Source organism: Phyllobacterium sp. P5_D12 (assembly GCF_054049495.1).
The window spans coordinates 1-18,701 of the sequence record NZ_JBFUMG010000039.1; the positions used below are offsets into that span (position 1 = coordinate 1).

The 18,701-nt window shown below is 58.9% G+C and carries 21 protein-coding genes; 5 read left to right on the forward strand and 16 right to left on the reverse strand.

Features of this window, described 5'->3' with window-relative positions; all coding sequences use genetic code 11:
- The 10 genes from ACXJ5O_RS04965 to ACXJ5O_RS05010 all read right to left on the reverse strand — a co-directional run.
- Nucleotides 1-197: FAD-dependent oxidoreductase (locus tag ACXJ5O_RS04965; protein ID WP_457298926.1), on the reverse strand; the 197-nt coding region annotated here is incomplete at its 3' end.
- A gap of 34 nt (nucleotides 198-231) precedes the next feature.
- Complete coding sequence (locus ACXJ5O_RS04970; RefSeq protein WP_224513967.1) at nucleotides 232-963, reverse strand: amino acid ABC transporter ATP-binding protein; 732 nt, start codon at nucleotides 961-963, stop codon at nucleotides 232-234.
- A gap of 68 nt (nucleotides 964-1,031) precedes the next feature.
- Nucleotides 1,032-1,676, reverse strand: a complete 645-nt coding sequence (locus ACXJ5O_RS04975; RefSeq protein ID WP_457298927.1) for an amino acid ABC transporter permease — start codon at nucleotides 1,674-1,676, stop codon at nucleotides 1,032-1,034.
- Between the two features lie 12 nt (nucleotides 1,677-1,688).
- A complete protein-coding gene (locus ACXJ5O_RS04980; RefSeq protein WP_112531664.1) occupies nucleotides 1,689-2,351 on the reverse strand; it encodes an amino acid ABC transporter permease in 663 nt (220 codons plus the stop codon).
- Nucleotides 2,352-2,376: 25 nt separating this feature from the next.
- Nucleotides 2,377-3,204, reverse strand: a complete 828-nt coding sequence (locus ACXJ5O_RS04985) for an aldo/keto reductase (RefSeq protein ID WP_457298928.1) — start codon at nucleotides 3,202-3,204, stop codon at nucleotides 2,377-2,379.
- Nucleotides 3,205-3,310: 106 nt separating this feature from the next.
- Nucleotides 3,311-4,372: a Gfo/Idh/MocA family protein gene (locus ACXJ5O_RS04990; protein WP_457298929.1), complete on the reverse strand. Its 1,062-nt coding sequence runs from the start codon at nucleotides 4,370-4,372 to the stop codon at nucleotides 3,311-3,313.
- On the reverse strand, nucleotides 4,369-4,803 hold the full coding sequence (locus ACXJ5O_RS04995) for a type II 3-dehydroquinate dehydratase (protein WP_457298930.1): 435 nt from the start codon (nucleotides 4,801-4,803) through the stop codon (nucleotides 4,369-4,371). Before ACXJ5O_RS04995 ends, ACXJ5O_RS04990 begins: the two co-directional genes overlap by 4 nt.
- A 94-nt stretch (nucleotides 4,804-4,897) precedes the next feature.
- Entirely contained in the window at nucleotides 4,898-5,728 is an 831-nt protein-coding gene (locus ACXJ5O_RS05000) for a transporter substrate-binding domain-containing protein (RefSeq protein WP_457298931.1), read from the reverse strand.
- Nucleotides 5,729-5,935: 207 nt separating this feature from the next.
- Nucleotides 5,936-6,841: an NAD-dependent epimerase/dehydratase family protein gene (locus ACXJ5O_RS05005; protein ID WP_457298932.1), complete on the reverse strand. Its 906-nt coding sequence runs from the start codon at nucleotides 6,839-6,841 to the stop codon at nucleotides 5,936-5,938.
- Nucleotides 6,838-7,536, reverse strand: a complete 699-nt coding sequence (locus ACXJ5O_RS05010; protein ID WP_457298933.1) for a hypothetical protein — start codon at nucleotides 7,534-7,536, stop codon at nucleotides 6,838-6,840. Before ACXJ5O_RS05010 ends, ACXJ5O_RS05005 begins: the two co-directional genes overlap by 4 nt.
- A 155-nt stretch (nucleotides 7,537-7,691) precedes the next feature.
- Between ACXJ5O_RS05010 and ACXJ5O_RS05015 the strand changes: the two genes are divergently transcribed.
- From ACXJ5O_RS05015 to ACXJ5O_RS05025, 3 genes are all read left to right on the forward strand, one after another.
- Nucleotides 7,692-8,432 (forward strand): SDR family NAD(P)-dependent oxidoreductase, encoded by a 741-nt coding sequence (locus ACXJ5O_RS05015; RefSeq protein ID WP_457298934.1) that lies wholly within the window; start codon nucleotides 7,692-7,694, stop codon nucleotides 8,430-8,432.
- An 8-nt stretch (nucleotides 8,433-8,440) separates the two neighbouring features.
- The gene (locus ACXJ5O_RS05020) at nucleotides 8,441-9,259 is read left to right on the forward strand and encodes a sugar phosphate isomerase/epimerase family protein (RefSeq protein ID WP_457298935.1); all 819 of its coding nucleotides are present in this window, start codon (nucleotides 8,441-8,443) and stop codon (nucleotides 9,257-9,259) included.
- A 111-nt stretch (nucleotides 9,260-9,370) separates the two neighbouring features.
- A complete protein-coding gene (locus ACXJ5O_RS05025) occupies nucleotides 9,371-10,084 on the forward strand; it encodes a GntR family transcriptional regulator (protein WP_224513805.1) in 714 nt (237 codons plus the stop codon).
- A gap of 14 nt (nucleotides 10,085-10,098) precedes the next feature.
- On the opposite strand, the gene ACXJ5O_RS05030 is transcribed toward ACXJ5O_RS05025, so the two are convergent.
- Complete coding sequence (locus tag ACXJ5O_RS05030) at nucleotides 10,099-11,277, reverse strand: M24 family metallopeptidase (protein ID WP_457298936.1); 1,179 nt, start codon at nucleotides 11,275-11,277, stop codon at nucleotides 10,099-10,101.
- A 46-nt stretch (nucleotides 11,278-11,323) separates the two neighbouring features.
- The gene (locus tag ACXJ5O_RS05035; protein ID WP_457298937.1) at nucleotides 11,324-12,169 is read right to left on the reverse strand and encodes a sugar phosphate isomerase/epimerase family protein; all 846 of its coding nucleotides are present in this window, start codon (nucleotides 12,167-12,169) and stop codon (nucleotides 11,324-11,326) included.
- A 316-nt stretch (nucleotides 12,170-12,485) separates the two neighbouring features.
- Between ACXJ5O_RS05035 and ACXJ5O_RS05040 the strand changes: the two genes are divergently transcribed.
- Nucleotides 12,486-13,202, forward strand: a complete 717-nt coding sequence (locus tag ACXJ5O_RS05040) for a GntR family transcriptional regulator (RefSeq protein WP_457298938.1) — start codon at nucleotides 12,486-12,488, stop codon at nucleotides 13,200-13,202.
- A 79-nt stretch (nucleotides 13,203-13,281) separates the two neighbouring features.
- Here the strand turns inward: ACXJ5O_RS05040 and ACXJ5O_RS05045 are convergent, their stop codons facing one another.
- Nucleotides 13,282-13,995 (reverse strand): tellurite resistance TerB family protein, encoded by a 714-nt coding sequence (locus tag ACXJ5O_RS05045; protein WP_457298939.1) that lies wholly within the window; start codon nucleotides 13,993-13,995, stop codon nucleotides 13,282-13,284.
- 91 nt (nucleotides 13,996-14,086) lie between these two features.
- A complete protein-coding gene (trhO, locus tag ACXJ5O_RS05050; RefSeq protein ID WP_457298940.1) occupies nucleotides 14,087-15,016 on the reverse strand; it encodes an oxygen-dependent tRNA uridine(34) hydroxylase TrhO in 930 nt (309 codons plus the stop codon).
- A 157-nt stretch (nucleotides 15,017-15,173) separates the two neighbouring features.
- Between trhO and ACXJ5O_RS05055 the strand changes: the two genes are divergently transcribed.
- Complete coding sequence (locus ACXJ5O_RS05055) at nucleotides 15,174-15,812, forward strand: 2-dehydro-3-deoxy-phosphogluconate aldolase (protein WP_457298941.1); 639 nt, start codon at nucleotides 15,174-15,176, stop codon at nucleotides 15,810-15,812.
- A gap of 6 nt (nucleotides 15,813-15,818) precedes the next feature.
- Here ACXJ5O_RS05055 and ACXJ5O_RS05060 read toward each other — a convergent pair whose 3' ends face one another.
- Nucleotides 15,819-16,118 carry an endonuclease domain-containing protein gene (locus ACXJ5O_RS05060; protein WP_457298942.1) on the reverse strand — a complete coding sequence of 100 codons (300 nt, stop codon included), beginning with the start codon at nucleotides 16,116-16,118 and terminating at the stop codon, nucleotides 15,819-15,821.
- 268 nt (nucleotides 16,119-16,386) lie between these two features.
- Nucleotides 16,387-18,240: a DUF882 domain-containing protein gene (locus ACXJ5O_RS05065; protein WP_457298943.1), complete on the reverse strand. Its 1,854-nt coding sequence runs from the start codon at nucleotides 18,238-18,240 to the stop codon at nucleotides 16,387-16,389.
- Nucleotides 18,241-18,701: the final 461 nt, after the last annotated feature.

Genomic DNA, 18,701 nt, shown 5'->3' on the forward strand with positions numbered 1-18,701 from the left:
ACCGAATGGCGTGTCAGAGGTATCCATGTCGTTCCCGCGGAAAAGGCAGACGTGCCTCCAAGATGCGCACACCTTTCGACCAAAAGCACTCGTGCCCCTTCAAGCGCCGCGAAAATCGCCGCCGACAGCCCTGCTGCGCCCGCCCCGAGGACAGCCACGTCATAGGTTTGACTGGATTCGCTCAATGTCCGGTGCATGCCATTGCCTCCCGCGTTTTCAGGCGGCGAATACTCAGTGATGGGCCAGAATTTCGCCCAAAAATGCACGTGTGCGTTGATGCTTGGGGGCACGGAAGAAGTTTTCGGGATCGTTCTCTTCAACAATCTCACCGTCGGCCATGAAGATCACACGATCGGCGACCTGGCGCGCGAAGCCCATTTCATGGGTCACGCAGATCATCGTCATTCCATCGCGGGCGAGCGACACCATGGTGTCGAGAACTTCCTTGACCATTTCCGGATCAAGCGCCGAGGTCGGCTCATCGAAAAGCATGGCCTTTGGCTCCATGCAGAGCGCCCGGGCGATCGCCACACGCTGCTGCTGGCCGCCGGAAAGCTGCGCCGGGTATTTGGCGGCCTGATCGCCGATGCGAACCCGCTCAAGATATTTGCGGGCCGTGGCTTCAGCTTCGGCGCGCGACAGTTTGCGCACGCGCATCGGGGCGAGAATGCAGTTTTCCAGAACCGTTTTGTGCGGGAACAGGTTGAATTGCTGAAACACCATGCCGACCACGCGGCGCACGGCATCAATGGCTTTTTGGTCATTGTGCAGGCTGTGTCCTGCCACGACGATCTCGCCGCCATGGCTGACCTCCAGCGCATTGATGCAGCGGATCAACGTTGACTTTCCTGACCCGGATGGCCCGCAAAGCACGATCTTCTCACCTTTTGCAACCGTCAGATTGATGTTCTTGAGCGCGTGAAAAGTGCCGTAATATTTTTCCACGTCGCGCATCATTACCATGGGCTGGTCGTCGTTCTGTTGGCGGGACGTGATGGTCTCGTTCGGATGTGTCACGGTTCTGTTCCTTTCTACCTGGAGGCGCCGGCTGACATGCGCCGCTCAATGTTCCGACCCCAGAGCGAGAGGGGCCAGCACATGGCGAAATACATCGCGCCCACAACTCCAAAGACGAGAAGCGGCCTGTAAATCTGATTGGAGACGATCGATCCGGCACGGGTCAATTCGATGAAGCCGACAATCGCCGCAAGCGAAGTCCCCTTCAGGAGTTGCACCAGGAATCCGACCGTCGCCGGGAGGGAGAGTTTGAATGCCTGCGGCATGATCACGTCGATCATGAGGCTGCGGGTATGAAGGCCAAGTGCCATGGCTGCCTCCGTTTGCCCCCTTGGAACTGCCTGTATTGCGCCGCGCCAGATATCACCGAGGAACGCCGAGGCATGGGCGGTAAGCGCGATACCGACAGCGGCCCAGGCTGGAAGGTTGAAGCCGAGCAAAGGCAGACCGAAATAGGCGACGAACAGCTGCATCAGCAGCGGCGTGCCCTGAAAAAGTCCGATCCAGCCGATCGCAATCATGCGGATCCACGTCACCGACGATACACGCATAAGCGCCACGATGATGCCGAATGCGATCCCGCCAACAAATCCCATGGCTGTCAGGACGAGCGTCCAGGCGAGGCCTTGTAACAGGTAGGCAAACTCTTGCGGTCCCATTTCGTATCCTCCTCAACGTTGCGGGTAATTGAAGGCGCGGCGGCCTATTTCAGCTAGGAGCCACATCGTGGCCAGCGAGATCACCAGATAGATTCCTGTCAGCGTGAAATAGGTTTCAAAACTGCGGAAGGTTTCCGCCTCGATACGCTGCCCGACGGAGGTCAGCTCGTAAGCGGAGATCGAAGTACAAATCGAGGTGGTCAACGTCAACAGGATGAACTGGCTGGACAGCGACGGATAGATCGCGCGAATTGCGGGCTTCAGAACGATGAAGCGGAAGACTTCATGTTTGTGCAGGCCGAGTGCAAGTCCAGCTTCCGTTTGCCCCGTGGGTATGCTTTCGACGCCGCCACGAATGATTTCTATGGCGTAGGCGCCGCCGTTCAAACCGAGTGCGAGAATGGCGGTGATGGTAGGGTTGAGCCTGACGCCAGCGAGAGGCAGGGCGAAGAAGATGAAGTAAATCTGGACCAGAAATGGCGTGTTGCGGATAACCTCGACAAACGCCGTGACCAGAAAGGACGGCACACGCATCTGGGCTCTGAGGATCGCAACGCCCAGCACACCGATGACTGTAGCAATGGACATGCCGGCGATGGCGAGGAACAGGGTTCCTAACGCCCCAAACGCCAAACTTTGCCACGCATCGGTGACCACGCTGAAATCAAGTGTCATTCTCTACCTCCCTGCGTTGCGCGCCTCAGTCCCAATCGGGTTCCCAATCGAAGCGGGTATAGCGTTCGCCACGAGCAAGGCCATGGATAGCGGCCATATCCTCCGGCGATAGTTCGAAATCGAAAATGTCCCGATTGGCGATGATGTTCTCAAGCTTGGAAGAGCGCGGAATCGCCCCGACATTCTTCTGCTGGATATGCCAGCGCAGCGTGATCTGGCTCGCCGACTTGCCGTATCTGCGGCCAAGATCATTGAGGAGATCCGACGCAAAGACCTTGCCGCGCGCTATCGGCTGATAGGCATTCAGCAGCATGTCGGCCTGGCGCATCCGCGCGAGCAATTTCTCTTGCGACAGAAACGGATGATACTCGACCTGATTGCAGAACAGCTCTGGTTTGTGCACGTCGAGTGCTTCGTCCAAAAGAGTGACGGTAAAATTGCTGACACCGATCAGCCGGGTTTTTCCTTGCGCCTTCGCGTCGGCGAATGCGGCAAGTGTCTCGCCGAGTGGAATGTCCTTCGCGGGCCAGTGAATCAGAAGCAGGTCGACCTGATCGAAGCCGAACCTGTCGAGGCTTTCATCGACACGGCGCGCGACGGTTTCCGGCGCCMGGTCGTCGAACCAGATCTTGGTCGTGACAAAGAGTTCATTTCTTGGCACGCCACTGGCCCGCACTGCGCGGCCGACTTCTACCTCGTTGCCGTAGCGGATTGCTGTATCTACCTGGCGATAGCCGAGTTCGATCGCTGTGCGGATCGCGGCCTCGCCTTCCGGGCCCTTCAGCTCGAATGTGCCGAAGCCGAGCACCGGTACCGCTTCACCTTGAATTGTCTTGGTCATCAGATCGGTCATCAGGCACTCTCGGCAAATACTGGTTTCAAGACATTCAGCGAGGCCTGCTTGGCCCGTTCCGCCCAAACGCCGGCGACAATCCGGTCGACTGGTGACAGCTTCATCGTCATGCCGCAGCCCTGCCCTCAGCCAGCATTTCCGAAAGTGTCACCGTTCGGTCCTCGCGTGCCGCCACATCGACCGCGAGGGTCGCGGCAAGCGTCGACATGCCATCGCGGGCGGTGATAAGCGGTTTCGCCTCACCGCGAATGACAGCGACGAAGTGGTCGAGTTGATTCACATAGGTCAGTGATCCATCGCCCGTGCGATGTTCGCGAACCAGCGGATGCTGCCAGTGATCGTTCTCGTTGGCATGACGCCAGAGATACATGTCGGAGACCGAAAGAGCGGCCTTGCGCCCTGCCAGGAACAGGCACGGTCCGGGCTGCGTCGGATGATAGAGCGCCTGGCCCGATGTATATTCCCAGGCCCAGGGGCTGACCGCACCGTCCGAAATCAGGAATGTACCAAGGACGCCGTTGACGAAGCGGATCGAGATACTGGCCGTATCCTCGACCTCGAAGCCGCGCCGCGCGGACGAGGTGAAGGCGCGGATGCTTTCGATCTCGCCGACGAGATACCGCAGGACGTCGATGTCGTGGATCAGGTTGATGAGAAGCACGCCGCCACCGATCTTCCTTCGCCATTCCGTGTTGAAATAATCGTCCGGCTTGTCGAACAGCGTCATGCCGTTGACGGCAACGAGCGGTCCGAGTTCACCCGCGTCGATTGCGCGTTTCGCCGCGCGGATATCGGGGCTGTGGCGGCGCTGATGGCCAACCAGAACCGGGACGCCTGACCGTTCGGAAGCCTCGACGATGCGGGCAGCGGCGGAAAGGCTTTCCGCGATCGGCTTCTCAATCAAGCTGGGCACTCCGCGCTCGATGCAGGCCAGTGCCGCCGGCGCATGGAGGCGGTTCGGCAGCGCTATGATCGCGCCGTCAGGTTTGGCTTCGTCCAGCATGGTGTTGTAGTCGACCCAGTGGGGAACGGACAGGCGAGCGGCCAGCTGCGCCGCTTCCGGCGACGGATCGCAGATCGCTGCAATCTGCGCAGTCGAATTCGATACCAGCAGTTCGGCATGCTCGCGGCCGATGAGGCCGGCACCCATCAGGGCAATGCGTGTCATGTTGTCATCTCCGCTATGGCGCGCAAAGCGAGGCGGTAACCGTAGGCCCCGAAGCCGGCCATCACAGCCGTCGCAGTCGTCGATACGAGCGACTTGTGATAGATCGCTTCGCGCTGATGTATGTTAGAAATATGCAGCTCGATCTTTGGACCGGTGAAGGTCTTCAATGCATCGAGGATGGCAATCGACGAAAAGCTGAAACCGGCCGGGTTGATAATGATCCCGGCGGCCTCATGACGGGCCGAATGGATCGACTCGATGATTTCGCCTTCAAAGTTCGACTGGCGAAAGTCGATGGTCAGTCCGAGTTCGGCCGCATCCGCCATGCACCAGCTGCGGATATCGCCCAGCGTGGTATGGCCGTATATATCGGGCTCGCGCTCGCCGAGAAGGTTGAGATTCGGCCCATTCAGAATGAAAATATTACGCATATCAAGTTCCCTGCGGCTGATCGGGAGCGCGGCTATGTAAGAGCGGCCGCGCACCCATTTCGTGTCATGGCTTCAATAAAGATCGTTGCAGCCGCTATTGCACGCTGAACGGAACACCCTCGAGCTTTTCGGGGAAGTTCGGCAAATCCTCGCCGAGCCACTTCTTGTTGATGGCCGCCAGGCGGCCGTCAGCGCGGATCTTGTCGATGAACTGATTGAGCCAGTCATTGATTTCCTTGTCGCCGAGCTTGGTAGTGACGCCCATCCACTGCTCGTTGAAAACGACCTTCTGCTCGAAATCATTGCCGGGAGCAGCCTTGTCCAGGTTGATCTTGTAGGTGGTGTTGCCACCGATGGCGTCCACCTGTCCGGATACAAGCGCCTGCATATTGGAGCTGTCATCGTCGAAGCGGCGGATGTTCGGAACGTCACCGAGCGCTGCCGTAATCGCCTTGTCCTGCGCTGCGCCGCGCGGCACGCCAATACGAAGGTCCTTGGCGTCCTGAATGGTCGTGATCTTGTTCTTTGCGCTGGACAGAAGAATAATCTTCAATCCGGCATAGGGCTTTGTGAATTGTACCGCCTTGGCGCGATCGGGATACATGCCCATGACGGCCATCTGCAGGTCGACCTTGCCGGTCAGAAGGTTTGGAATACGGGCAGCAACGGCGTTGGGTACGAATTCGACCTTCACGCCCATTTCTTCCCCGATGAGGTTTGCCACGTCGACATCGTAGCCGATGTTTTTGCCGCCGGCATCGATGGAGCCCCAGGGCGCCTGTTCACCCATGACGCCGACGCGGATGAAACCGGCTTCCTTGATCTTCTCCAGCGCCTGCGCATGGGCGTTGGATGCGGCGAGCGCCATGGTGACCCCTGCCACCATCGCAAGTGCTGTGGTCCGAAATGAAAAATTACCCAACATGAAAAGTCCTCCTCTTGTTGCCGTTGGTCAAATTTTTTGGAGCGGCAAAACTCCTCTTTAGCCATTTGGCGTCGCCAAAGGCGTCCTTCGAAGCGTCGACCCGCTCGATCTCTATATTTCTATTTCGGCCCTCGGGTTCGCCTAAGTGCCCAACCCCCTCAAGACGATGACCGGGATGATACTGCGATATCTTGCTCCGGATGGGCATCAGGACCTCGCTGCCATTGACCGGTAGTGGGAAACGGTGTGCGAAATGCCTTCGCGGAGAGGCGTAAAAGGCATTGTTCCAAGCAGCGTGCGATTGTCGGTCGGAGCGATGTCTGGCGCCATCGGAACGGCCGGTCCGTCGAAATCGATCCTTGCTTCCGGAACCTCAGCCACGATCGCCGCGATCACATCGGGCACATCTTCCGTAGCGCCGCCCAATGAAATCGCGTGGGCGCCTTCAAATGACCGGGTTGCCGCTGCGGCAAAGGCGGCCGCCACGTCTGCGACAAAAACCAGATCCTGCGGACCCGAATAGCCGATCGTGTAAGCATTGCCCGCAACTGCCTCGCGGCAGGCGATCGTTGGGCCGGCTGTAAGCCCGACCTCCCGGCCGGGGCCATAGACGACCGTGGGGCGCAGACCGATGCTGGCGATGCCTGCATCATGCCAATAGGCGCGCGCGCTGCCTTCGCAGGCGAGCTTGAAAGCTCCATATTGCGTCACTGGATAAGGTGCGGCGCCGTCATCGGGACCGAACACCGCCGCACTGCTCGCATACGCAACACGCTCAATTCCATTGGTCTTCGCTGCTTCGAAGACGTTCAGCGTCCCGATCAGATTGACCTTGGCGCCAAGAACGGGATCGTTCTTGCAAGCCGGGGTCAGCAATGCCGCCAGGTGAATGATGGAGGAACAATCACGTGCTGCCTCGTTCAGGGCATCTCCATCGGTGATGTCGCCCTGGAACCACTCGACGCGATCCGCCTGTTCGCCGGCGATCTCCCGCAGGATCCGGCGATCGACCGTGCGGTCGAAGATGCGGACCGCATGACCCTGCGCGGTCAGCGCCTTGAGGATCCAGCCGCCCAGGAAACCCGCGCCGCCCGTGACTAATATCCGCGTCATGAGCTGGCCCTCATGTCTTCAGCCGTGAGGGAAAATGCCGTTTCATAGATATTGCTGACGGGGCCGGCCAAAACGCAGCTGGCAAGTGCCAGCCGCTCGGCCTCGGGCAAGGCGGAGTGCAAACCTGGGCTGGACGAGCCCTCGATCAGGATCACGACGTCAAATCCGGTCTCGCGCATTTCCTTGCGCAACTCGGTTTCGCGTGTGCGCACGCTGGAAACCTCGTTGCGGGAAACACCGATGTGAACGCTGGAGACGCCACGCACGGCCAGGATGGCTTCGGCAAGCAACTGCGCCTTTTCCTTCAACTGCTTTTCGGCATCATCGCCTGCGAGGTCGACGCGGATTGTCGCCATGCTGCCGCCATCGCCCTTGCCCGCTGTCGCGATCGTCTCGCAGGCAACGCGCAGGAAATTCTGGAAGCTCGGCGCGATAGTGGCCGTCCAGGGCGTCGGGTTGTTGAGTCGCTCGAGATAATCGGGCGATCGGAAGGTTTCGAGGCTTTCGCCTGCATAGATCGTACCGAAGGCGTAACGGGACGCATAGGGCGCGTGCAGACGCTTGCCCGTGGTAAAACCAGGGATGGACAAGCGTTCCGGCATATGTTCGCGCGTATGCCATTCGATATAGTCACCAACAGCGCCTTCGGCGATGTCATGCCACATCACGAGAAAGGCAGAGCCCTTCAGTCCCATTCTTTTTCTCCTCCTATTCGCCTTGTCAGTTGCTGCTCCCGCTTGACAAGCAGGCCGTTTCCGACCCATGTAGGCTACTAGAATGTTAGTATGTTGCAAATGTCAAGCGCCACTTTTTGGCAAACAGACGTGCAGGGACAAGATTGGGAGACCAAATGACGGGAAAAGAAACACCACGCGTTGCAATCGTAACGGGAGGAGCAGGCGGTCTCGGATTTCCGATCGCAGCACGTTTGGCGGCGAAGGGCCACAAGGTCGCGCTGTGGGATATCAATCGCGAGAGCGTCGAGGAAGCGGCGGCAAAACTGCCCGGCGCGAAAGGTTATGTCGTCGACGTGACGGACGCAGCGGCCGTCGATGCGGCAATGAAAGAAGTCGTGGCCGACATGGGGCCGCTTGGCATTCTCGTCACCGGTGCGGGCCATAACGGCCCAGTCGAAAGCTTCGCGAAATATCCTTTGGAAGGCTGGCGGTTTGTCATGTCACTCAACCTCGACGCGGTTTTTATCTGCTGTCAGGCAGCGGTCCGTGAAATGCTTAAGACCGGCTATGGCCGAATCGTCAATATTGCCTCGATTGCCGGTAAGGAGGGCAATCCCAATGCAGTGGCCTATTCCGCATCGAAGGGAGGCGTCATCGCCCTGACCAAATCGGTCGGCAAGGAGCTCGCAACTACCGAGATCCGTGTGAACTGCGTCACGCCTGCGGCAATCGAAACCGAGATGATGAACCAGCTGACGCCGGAATTCCGGGCCTATGTGACCGCGAAAATTCCAGTCGGCCGGCTGGGCCAGGCCGATGAGGTCGCAGCGCTCGTCTCGTGGCTAGCCTCGGAAGAATGCTCGTTCTCGACGGGGGCAGTCTTTGACGTCTCCGGCGGCCGTGCGACCTACTGAGGCCTGACATGTACAAGCAATATCCACTTTCACTCGCCTTCCTCACCGTACAGGGCTGCCCGCCACTTGAGCATGTGAAGGCAGCCGCCCAGTCCGGCTACGATATGGCCGGGCTGCGCCTGATCGCTCCGCATGGCCTGGAACTCGCCCATCCGATCGTCGGAAACACTTCCCTGATCCGGGAAATCAAAACAACGGCCGCCGATCTCGGTATCTCTTTCTATGACGGCGAAGTGTTCACGCTGCTTCCAGAGACCGATGTTGAAAGCTGGTTGCCGGTGATCGAGGTAGCAGCTGAATTTGGCATGCCGATGATGCAGATCACCTGCGAGGACCATGACCTTTCCCGGGCGGGCGACAGGCTTGGCCGGATTGCCGACGCCCTAGCACAGCACGGCATGAAGATGGCCATCGAATTCATGCGGTGGCGCTCCACCGCAACGATCCAGGATGCTGCCCGCCTTGCGGCGGCATCGGGACGCGACAATGTGGGGATTCTTCTTGATGCCTTGCACCTGTCGCGGTCCGGTGGAAGTCCTGCCGATGTCGCGGCTTTGTCAGAGGGCCAGGTTCTTTACCTTCAGCTCTGCGATGCCCCTGCCCAGCAGCCACCGGACAATGCCGCCTGTATCGCGGAAGCAAGAACCGGGCGAATGTTTCCAGGCGACGGCGGACTGTGGCTGAGCGAGCTGATGTCCGTCCTGCCCCGCGACATTACCATCAGTGTCGAGACGCCACACAAAGGCGATTCGACATTGAGTTTCGCCGAGCGAGCCGAAAAGGGAATGGCGGCCACACGCCGTTTTCTTGACGCGCTCGAGAGCTGATGGCAACGGAGTTATTGAAGACTATTGCTTTCGTCGCGGCCTGCGTCATAGAGGACTAGCATTGCTCTGCACGATGGATGGGTACCGGCGAACATTAGGAGGACCGTAGGAATGGATCAAAGGCCACGATCCTCGCTGGGCGTTCGGGTAACCGAGAGATTGCGGCGGGCTATCCTCGATGGTGAAATCGAACTGGGCGACGCCTTGTCCGAAGACAAGCTGGCTACCACTCTCGGCGTCAGCAGAAGCCCGGTCAAGGAGGCCTTTGCGACGCTCGAACAGGAAGGATTGCTCGACGTTCGCCCGCAACGAGGCAGCTTCGTCTTCCTGCCGACGCATGAGGACACGGTGAACCTCTGCGAATTCCGCAAGATGATTGAAATCGAGGCGCTGCGTCTTGCAATGCAGAGCCGGCGCGACGAAACCCTGGCGGCCATGCGTACCGCAGCGGACGACATGAATGCCGCCTGTGAAGCCGGCGACAACCTGAACAGCGCGCGCGCCGACGGGCGCTTCCACGACGCTTCGCTCGAGCATTGCGGAAATCCCTACCTCATCAATGCCTATCGGTTGGTGTCGAGCAAAGTAGCCGCACTACGCTCACACCGCTCGACGCTCCCAACGCGCAAACAGGCGAGTGGCGAACATCTTGCCATTGTCGCAATGCTGGAGGCCGGAGATATGGTAAAGGCACTCGAATTGCTCAGCACGCATATTCTGATGATGTCGAAGCGATACGGCATAGGGACAGAGCCTGCGCGAAGCTCGGGAAGCCGTGCTGCCCGCAGTCCGACACTGGACCATATCGGGCCGCTTCTCGACTAAGCGGCCATTACGGTTCATCGACCGCCGCAGCGGTTCCAGCCCCGCCCCGCATCGCCGAAAGCTTCGCAACCGTCCGCCGTTACCGCAACCGTGTCCTCCAGCTTTATGAAGCCGAGCCGTAGATGCTGCCAGGTCGTTTCGATCGACAACACCATTCCCGTCTCCAGTGCCAGACCGCGATGCGTCGCTGGATACGGGATCGGCCCGTCATCGAGAAGCCGCGGCGCCTCATGGGAAACCAGTCCCATCCCGTGTGCAACGAAACTCATGCGTCCGTCGCGCTTTGCTGACATGAGCGGCGCGGTTGCCGCGAAGATATCCTGGCCGATGGCCCCGCTGCGGATCGGCCGTCTGGCTGCTTGCTGTATTTCTTCGATGACTGCCAGCGCATCTTCTAGTTCCGGCGAAGGCCGGCCRAGGATGCCCATGCGACAAAGATCGCCAATGTAGCCGCGATAGTTTCCGCCCGAATCGAGTGATATGATATCGCCCTCCTGCAAGCGTTGATCCGAGGGGGCACGGTTCAGGCTCGTCCCCGCGGTGATCAGGCAATATTCGAACACCAGGTCGCGTTGCACCTCCTCCCGGCGCAGAACCTCGACGATATCCTGCTTGGTCTGGCCCGGCTCTATATGGGAAAACGTCGCCATGATGGCGTCGACCACGCGCTCCGATGCCTGCCTGAGATCATCGAGTTCTGCAGGGGTCTTCACCGCCCGCAGCGATTCCAGAGTTTCGACGCAATCCGAAATCGCAGCATTCGGCAAACCAGAACGAAGGACCTGAAATGCGTCAGCCGGCAGGAAACCCAGTTCCACTCCGATTGAGGATACCGGAATTCCGGAAGCTGCTATCCGTTCGAGGCAGTGTTGCATCGAATCGACCGATCCCCGTGCCTTCAGGTCGAGGGTGCCCGGCCAGAAACGACCGAGATCACGCTCGTAACCTTCGTTGGGATTGCCGATATAGGCGGCAAGATCGGGACGACCTTTGGGATAGATCAGGATTGGCAGGTAGCGGCTGAGGCCGGTCGCATCCATGTAGTCGAACATGAAAAAGCGATAGCCACCGAGCAGGTACTGGACATTGTGCTTCGACGAAACCAGGAGCAGGTCCAGCCCTCGCTCCTGCATCAACCGGTCAAGCAACGCCGTGTCGAAAGGCGGCATCGCCGCCGCCTGCAAAGCAGTCATCGTTTCCTCCATTCTTCCCGCCTGGATGACCCGCAATATGGCGGCTTTAACCTGCAGCGCGGGTGGGCCTGGTCGTTTGTGCAGTGTCGAATTCGTCCATGTATGCCCGGCAGGTTTCCAGGGTCAGCCTGCTCCACTCCGCCGGTCCCATGGCCGCAAGCCTGGAATGACTCGGCACCTCGACACTGACAATCAGGTTGTCGGGCAGCGCGCCTATGATGCCGGCGACATCGACGCCGCCCTCGCCCGGCAACAGCCGCTCCTGCCTTGCGGTGAACAGCAGTTCCTCCTTGGTCGTGGGAATTCCGGGCGGCGCATCACAAATCTGGAAATAGCTCATGCGGGCGGGATCGATTGCGCGGATGTCGGCGATCGTTGTCTTGGACCGTGCCACGTGGATGAGGTCGATCAATATCTCGCCGTTCGGGCGCGCGGCCTCAGAGACGATACGGCTGGTCGTGGCCGCATTGTTCAGCGTCGTCCAGGGTGTGAATTCGAGATTGGCGGTCAAGCCGAATGGCGCCGCAGCGTCGCAAAGTAAGCCGTAGGTTTCAGTCATCCGCGCCTCATCCGGATCGTCGCCAGCCACAACGATTGTGCGTGCACCGATCTTTGCTGATGCTTCCAGCATGGGAAGCCAAAGCTCGACCCCAGACACCCCATCAATGCGGGCAATCTCGACATCGAGGACTTTGACGCCTGTATCGTCGATACGCAGCAGCGTTTCGCGAAGCATGGCTGGATCGTCCATCAACGGAAAGGCTTGGCCGCCCGGCAGAGTAGGCATCATGCGGATGCCTGCCAGATCGTATCCTGCCTCGGCAGCGAATTCGATCATCTTTGGCGGGCTGGTCTCGATTGTCATGTACGAAAGCGAATACAGCCTGCTCATGCATTTAGTCCTTTGATTGATGTCTACGAAACGGTTCAGCGGTTGAACATGCTGCCCGCACGCCACCGCATCTCGCGATACTGTTGACATACAGTACCTCATTTGACAAGCATCCCCATGGAACATGGTTTGGAGGTAAGTCCGATGAAGGCTCCGGTATATCTGGGAAAGGGAAGCACGGATTATCGCCCCAGCATCGACCGTGGGGAGGTCGATGCCGCGAAACTAGGACTGACGAATTGTGGGTCTGGTTTCTCGATTCCGCGACGTCCTGCCAACCACTGGACGCCCGCGGTATTTAGGGTACAACAAAACCATGAGCGAACAGGAACACTCAGGCATCAAGGCCAACAAGAACATCAATCCGATGAAGAAGAGCCCGATCAGCCGGCAGCAATCGCTTGCCGCCATCGTGGCCGACAAGCTCAAGGCATCGATACTCAATCGTGAACTGTCTCTTGGCGAGGCCCTTTCGGAGGAAAAGATTGCCGCCGCCATGGATGTCAGCCGGACRCCCGTACGCGAGGCGTTGACGATTCTGCAGTTGCAAGGATTGATTGTCATCCTGGCCCGCCGCGGCAGCTTCGTCTTCAAGCCCAACCGCGAGGAGCTTCATTCACTCGTGGAATATCGCCTCCATCTCGAGATGTTGGCGGCCGGCTTGGCCGTCGAACGGGCGCCCAAGGCGCTGTACGGCGCAATGATGGTTGCTATAATTGCGATGGAGAAAGCCCGCGCATCCGACGATGCGTTGGCCTATGCCGAGGCCGATACACGCTTCCACGACGCCATGTTCGAACACTGCGGCAACCCCCTGTTCGCCGAAGCTTTCGAAATCGCCGCTGGTCGCATCGCGGCACTTCGCGCCCATCTCTCCGAGCAGCTTGGACTGCATCGGCAGAAAACCTTCGAAGAGCATCAGCAGATGGCGGAGGCGGTCAAACGACAGGATATCTCGACGTTACGCGAGCTGCTTCAAGTGCATATCCAGGCGATGGAGCCGAACTACGCCAGTGCACTGGCAATCCTTTAGCCGTAGTAGCGACCGACCCCGGACGTGTGGCTGGCCAGGAATTGCCTCCACAATCGCCCGGAACCGCTTTCGAAAGGTCTCAAGCGGGAGATGTAATCTTCACATCAGCCACAGTCGCTTCTATATGATCGATGAGATTGTCCGGCAGTTTCAGACGCCCGGCAAGCAGGTCGAGATAGCCGCGCTCCGCCCGCGTTTGCGGATCGATAGCCAGGCGCGAAGCGGTATAGAGTTCGACCTTCTGCGCGTCGGTAACCGCAGCCGCGACCAGTCCGTCCACATCGACAGGCGAGGACAGCTCGTTCTTGAGGAACTCCTGCGTATCGCTGTTGATGCCGGAGAGTGACAGTTTTTCGATGATGCGCGCCTTTTCGGTCTCGTCCACCATGCCATCGGCACGGGCTGCTGCGATCATGGCGCGTACCAGCACCAGTGCAAACTCATGTTCACCCTGTGGCGCGGTTTCGGGGCGGAAGCTTGAATCATCCGGAGGCGGAGCAAGCTCGCCGGTGGAAGCTTGCGTTGCTTCAGCGGGAGCCTTGCCCGACTGGTAGTTCTGATAAGCCTTGTAGGCGAGCCCGGCGACGGCGGCGAGACCGCCAAGTTTCAGGGCACTGCCAGCCACCTCACGGCCAGTGCCGGTGCCGAGAAGAATCGCAGCAAGCGCACCGGTGGCGAGCGGATTGTCCTTGGCAAGTTGCGTCGCCTTGCCGGCCGTGTCGCGAACCGATGTTCCAACTCCGGGARCATTGCTTCCCAGGAAATCATCGAGAATCTTCTTCGGATCAAGCATGCGTCTCTCCTCATGGCTGCATGAATTGGCTCCGCTTAGTTAGGACCGGGTTCATGGCATTGCAATGACAGCAGAGGAATTTGTCAGACGCTCAGGAACCTATGTGAGCCTTCTCGCCACGCTCTTTGGCCAAGCGCACCTGCTTCTGCCGCTCGGCAAAACGGGCACGGTCTTCGTCCGTGCGCTCGTGGTAGCAATTGGGACAGGAGACGCCCTCTTCGAACAACGGCGAGAGTTTGTCCTCCGGCGCAATCGGATTGCGGCAGGCGTGGCAAAGTTCCGCCTCACCCTCGATGAGACCATGTCCAACAGATACCCGCTCGTCAAAGACGAAGCATTCGCCCTCCCAGCGGCTTTCCTCCGCTGGTACATCCTCGAGATATTTGAGAATCCCGCCCTTCAGATGAAACACATCGTCGAAGCCGAGGCCTTTGACATAGGCCGTCGCCTTCTCGCAGCGAATGCCGCCAGTGCAGAACATGGCGATTTTCTTGCCTTCCAACTCCTCGCGGTGGCTCTCCACCCACTGCGGAAACTCGCGAAACGTCTTGGTCTGCGGATCGACGGCGCCTTGAAACGTCCCGATCGCCGTCTCATAATCGTTACGCGTGTCGATGACGATCGTGTGCGGATCGGAGATCAGCGCATTCCAGTCGGTCGCGGGCACATAGGTCCCAACGCTTTGCAGCGGGTCGATATCATCGACGCCCATGGTGACGATTTCCTTTTTCAATCGCACCTTCATGCGTCTGAAAGGCATCTCGCTCGCGTAGGAATACTTCAGCTCCATCCCCGCAATGGCCGGTTCGGCCTCGAGGAAATCAACGAGGATCTTGATCGCCGCAGGCGTTCCGGCGACAGTACCGTTGATACCCTCTGCGGCCAAAAGCAGTGTACCCTTGATCCCTTGCCCGCAGCAAAGCTTCGCCAGCGGCTCCTGCAGCGACTGGTAGTGATCCAGCCGGGCAAAGCGATAGAGTGCTGCCACCGCAAAGGGCATGTTTGAGGTATGGTCTGTCATGATCGCATCCAACTACTGCGCTAGAGCGTCAAATTCAAGGGTTTTGCGAGGAGACAGTAAGTGGCACCTCCATTATGCCCGATCCAGGAAATCCAAGGTAGACAAACCGGATGCACACTACTAAATCGATTGAAGTTCAAGCCAGCGGAGAATTGAAATGACCCAGAAGACCGATCTGCTCTTACCCGTCCTCAAGGGCCAGCCGGTTATTCCGGTCATTCTCATCCAGAATCTCGCCGATGCCGTTCCGTTGGCGCGGGCGCTTGCCAAGGGCGGCTTGCCAGCAATCGAGATCACGCTGCGCACTGCTGCTGCTCTCGATGCCATCCGTGCCGTCGCCAATGAAGTGCCGGAGGCCATCGTCGGCGCCGGAACCATTCTCAATGCCCGTCAGTATGACGAGGCCGTCAACGCTGGTTCCCGCTTTATCGTCTCGCCCGGCGCGACACCGCAGCTCATCGAAGCCGCGCGCGACAGCAAGGTACCGCTGCTTCCGGGCGCCATCACGCCGGGCGAGATCATGTCCTTGCGCGAAGAGGGCTACACAATGCTGAAGTTTTTCCCCGCCGAACAGGCTGGCGGCGCAGCTTTCCTGAAATCCTTGTCGTCGCCGGTGGCCGGCACGCTGTTCTGCCCGACCGGCGGCGTCAGCATCGCCAACGCCAAAAGCTATCTCAACCTGCCGAATGTCGTCTGCGTGGGTGGCTCGTGGGTTGCCCCGGAAGAACTGGTAAAGGCCGGAAAGTGGGACGAGATCACCAAGCTCGCCGCCGAGGCAGTCAAGCTCGCAGGCTAACACCGGTTATGGGAGTGTTGGGATGAGGCGCTTTTGCAGAGCTGCTTCGATTTCGAGGTAGACTGCCTCTTCCGAGAAAATGACATCGTTGTTATCGAAGCGGATTATTTCGAAGCCCTGACCGCGCAAAAATGTATCACGGTCCTGATCGTGCCGGATACCACTGGCGGTTGCATGCGTATCGCCGTCCACCTCAATGATAATACGTGCGGATAGCCAGGCAAAATCAGCGATATATGGCCCGATTGGTGTCTCGCGGCGAAATCGGGCGCCGCGACCGCGAAAACTCCGCAGGATGTCCCACATTCGCCGTTCCGCCTTTGTCAACTCGCGGCGCAACGTTTTCGCCGCATCCTGATTTTTGGCTGAACGTTGCTATGTGGCATGAAGAGGCCCCTCCCCGTCGCTTCGCTCCGTCCCTCCCCACGAGGGGGAGGGTAAGGCGCTCAATTCTGCAAGGTTTTCAAACGCCGGGATATAGGACTTTAGCGTAACGACAAGCGCGACGGCGTTACCCTCCCCCTTGTGGGGAGGGAGGCTGCGTAGCAGCAGGGAGGGGTTTTTCTTGCCGCCGTTACGATCCGTGCGTCGGATTGAACTTGGCGATCTGCAGGAATGTGACTGCCTTGCCGGTGAACTTGTTGGCGTTGGCGACCGGCAGGCTCTGCTGGAACCCGGCCGTATAGACCGTCGTCGGGGCCGTTCGCATTTCTGCATTGCGCAGGACTGCCGGTGTCACGGCCGGTGCCGTCTCGGCGACCTGCTCGGTCGAAAGAGCTCGGTCCGGAACGTCCGAGGAAACCTGGATCGCTTTCGGAGTCTGGCCCTGTGCGGCCTGCTTGCGCGGCTTGGCGCCCTTGGCCGTCGTGATGACGCCATTGTTAAGCGCGGCCACCGGGTCGCCGGAGGCCTGAGCGTCGAGCATGGTCCGGCGCAGCGATGGCTGCGTTTCAATCGACGCCATCTGCGTATTCTGCTGTGCAGCCGGTTTCACACGCCCACCAGTTGTTCCCGGCAATGTCGGCATCTCTGGCGTCGGCTGCGAACCGAAAACAACATTTCCATGCTCGCTGTCGGCCTGCTTGATAATCGCCTGCAGATCATCATCCGGAGCTGGAATAAGCTCTTCGTCGGCGGCCGCAGTTGCCTGAATTGCTTCGGTGGCGGGGCGCTGGTCGGGCACGAGCGATGCAACCATCATGTCATTGCGCTTGGGTTTGTCGAAAGGTACCGGAACGAGCGCGTTGGCCATTTGGGGCTGCGCCGTATCGGCGCTCGCATTGTTAGGATTGGCCGCAATCATCTCACGAATAGCACTGGCGCTATCCTGCGGCTCCGGTCGCGGCATCGGCAAGGCGGCGATCACAGTCGATTGATCTTCAGCGAGCGCATTGAGCGTTGACGGTTCTTCTGGCGCCGGCGTCGGCGAATAGTCAGGACGACGCAGCGGTACGGGAATCGCAAAGGCCAAGGCCCGGTTGTCTTCTGGCGATGTCGCGAGTGGCGCGTCAGGTCGCGGCGCGGTCAAAGGCGCAGGTGCGCCGCGCACTGGCAGGTCCGGAGCGATCTGCTGCTCTTCGGGTTGAGGCTGGGCACGCGTTGCGACAGCCGGCGCAGCGGTCTCTCCTCCATCCGCGTCTTCGGCTATCGCGGCTGGCTTGGTCGAAAGCGTCTTCGAAGGCTTGGAAGCAGTAGCGACAGCAGTTGTGCTCTCGCTGGAATCCTCTTCTTCATCAGCGCCGCCGCCAAAGATCATGCCAAACAGCGTCTTGCCACTGCGGCTCGAACCCGAAGCACTCGCGACCTGAATTGCGCTGCCACCATTGCGCTTGCGGGATTCGTAAGCGGCGACTGCCTGGTCGTAGCCGGGTAATGGCTTGCCATCAGAAGGAATATGCATGGTCTTACCGTCCGGGAACACGGCCAGCAGTTCCCTGCGGCTCATGCGTGGCCAGTGACGGACATTGCCGACGTCGGTATGGACGAAAGGAGAGCCGGAGGTCGGATAGTAGCCAACGCCGCCAGCCTGGAATTTCATTGCCGTAACGCGAAGCGTGGAAAGCTTTACACCCGGCAGATACCAGTCCATGGCTTTGCCCAGCATGTGCTGGCTTGTTTTCGCCACACCGCGCGAACGGGAGCGCAGCATGGAATTCGTGGCGGGAGAGCGATAGGCAGATACCACATTGATGTAGTCCCTGCCGCCGACGTTCTGATAAATCTGCCAGACCAGATCGAAGAGGCGGGGGTCCATCTTCGTCGGCTCGTTGCGGCGCCAGTCACGGAGGAACTTGTTGAGTTTGTTCAGACCATCCTGCTGGTATCGGCCATTTCTCTTGAACGTGATCTCGGCACGCTCCTTGGTGTGGATGAAATAAAGCCTGAGAGTCCTCGTCTCGGCGGAAGCCTGTGCGGATGCGAACAACATCGGCACAAAGACCATGAGGAACACAAACCAGCCGGCGCGCATAATAGAACTCGCCCACGATCTGTTGTTCTGTGCATGAATCATGTTTGACAATTTCGTCCCCAACCTTGGCCGTCTTTTCCAACCCCCGAATAGCTGGATTGTCCGATTTAATGGTTAATGGTCGCTTTACTGAAGAACAAATACGTTGAGAGCATGGCGAAAACGCATATCGAATCCAGTGTTTTGTGACATGGTCAACGGGTTGTTAACAGCAGGATTAAGGCTTTTTTTCAAATGAATCCACCCCTCAAAAGTCTAAAAGTTGCTACAAAGTGGGACAAGCAAGACGGAACTGGATCAATTGCCAACCGACTCTTAAGGTTTAGCTCCTTTATCGAGGGCCTCTGATTCGCCCTCCAAACTTCAATATTCTGGTGCCAAAATGCGTTCAAAAATCAATAAATACTCGCTTGATACCG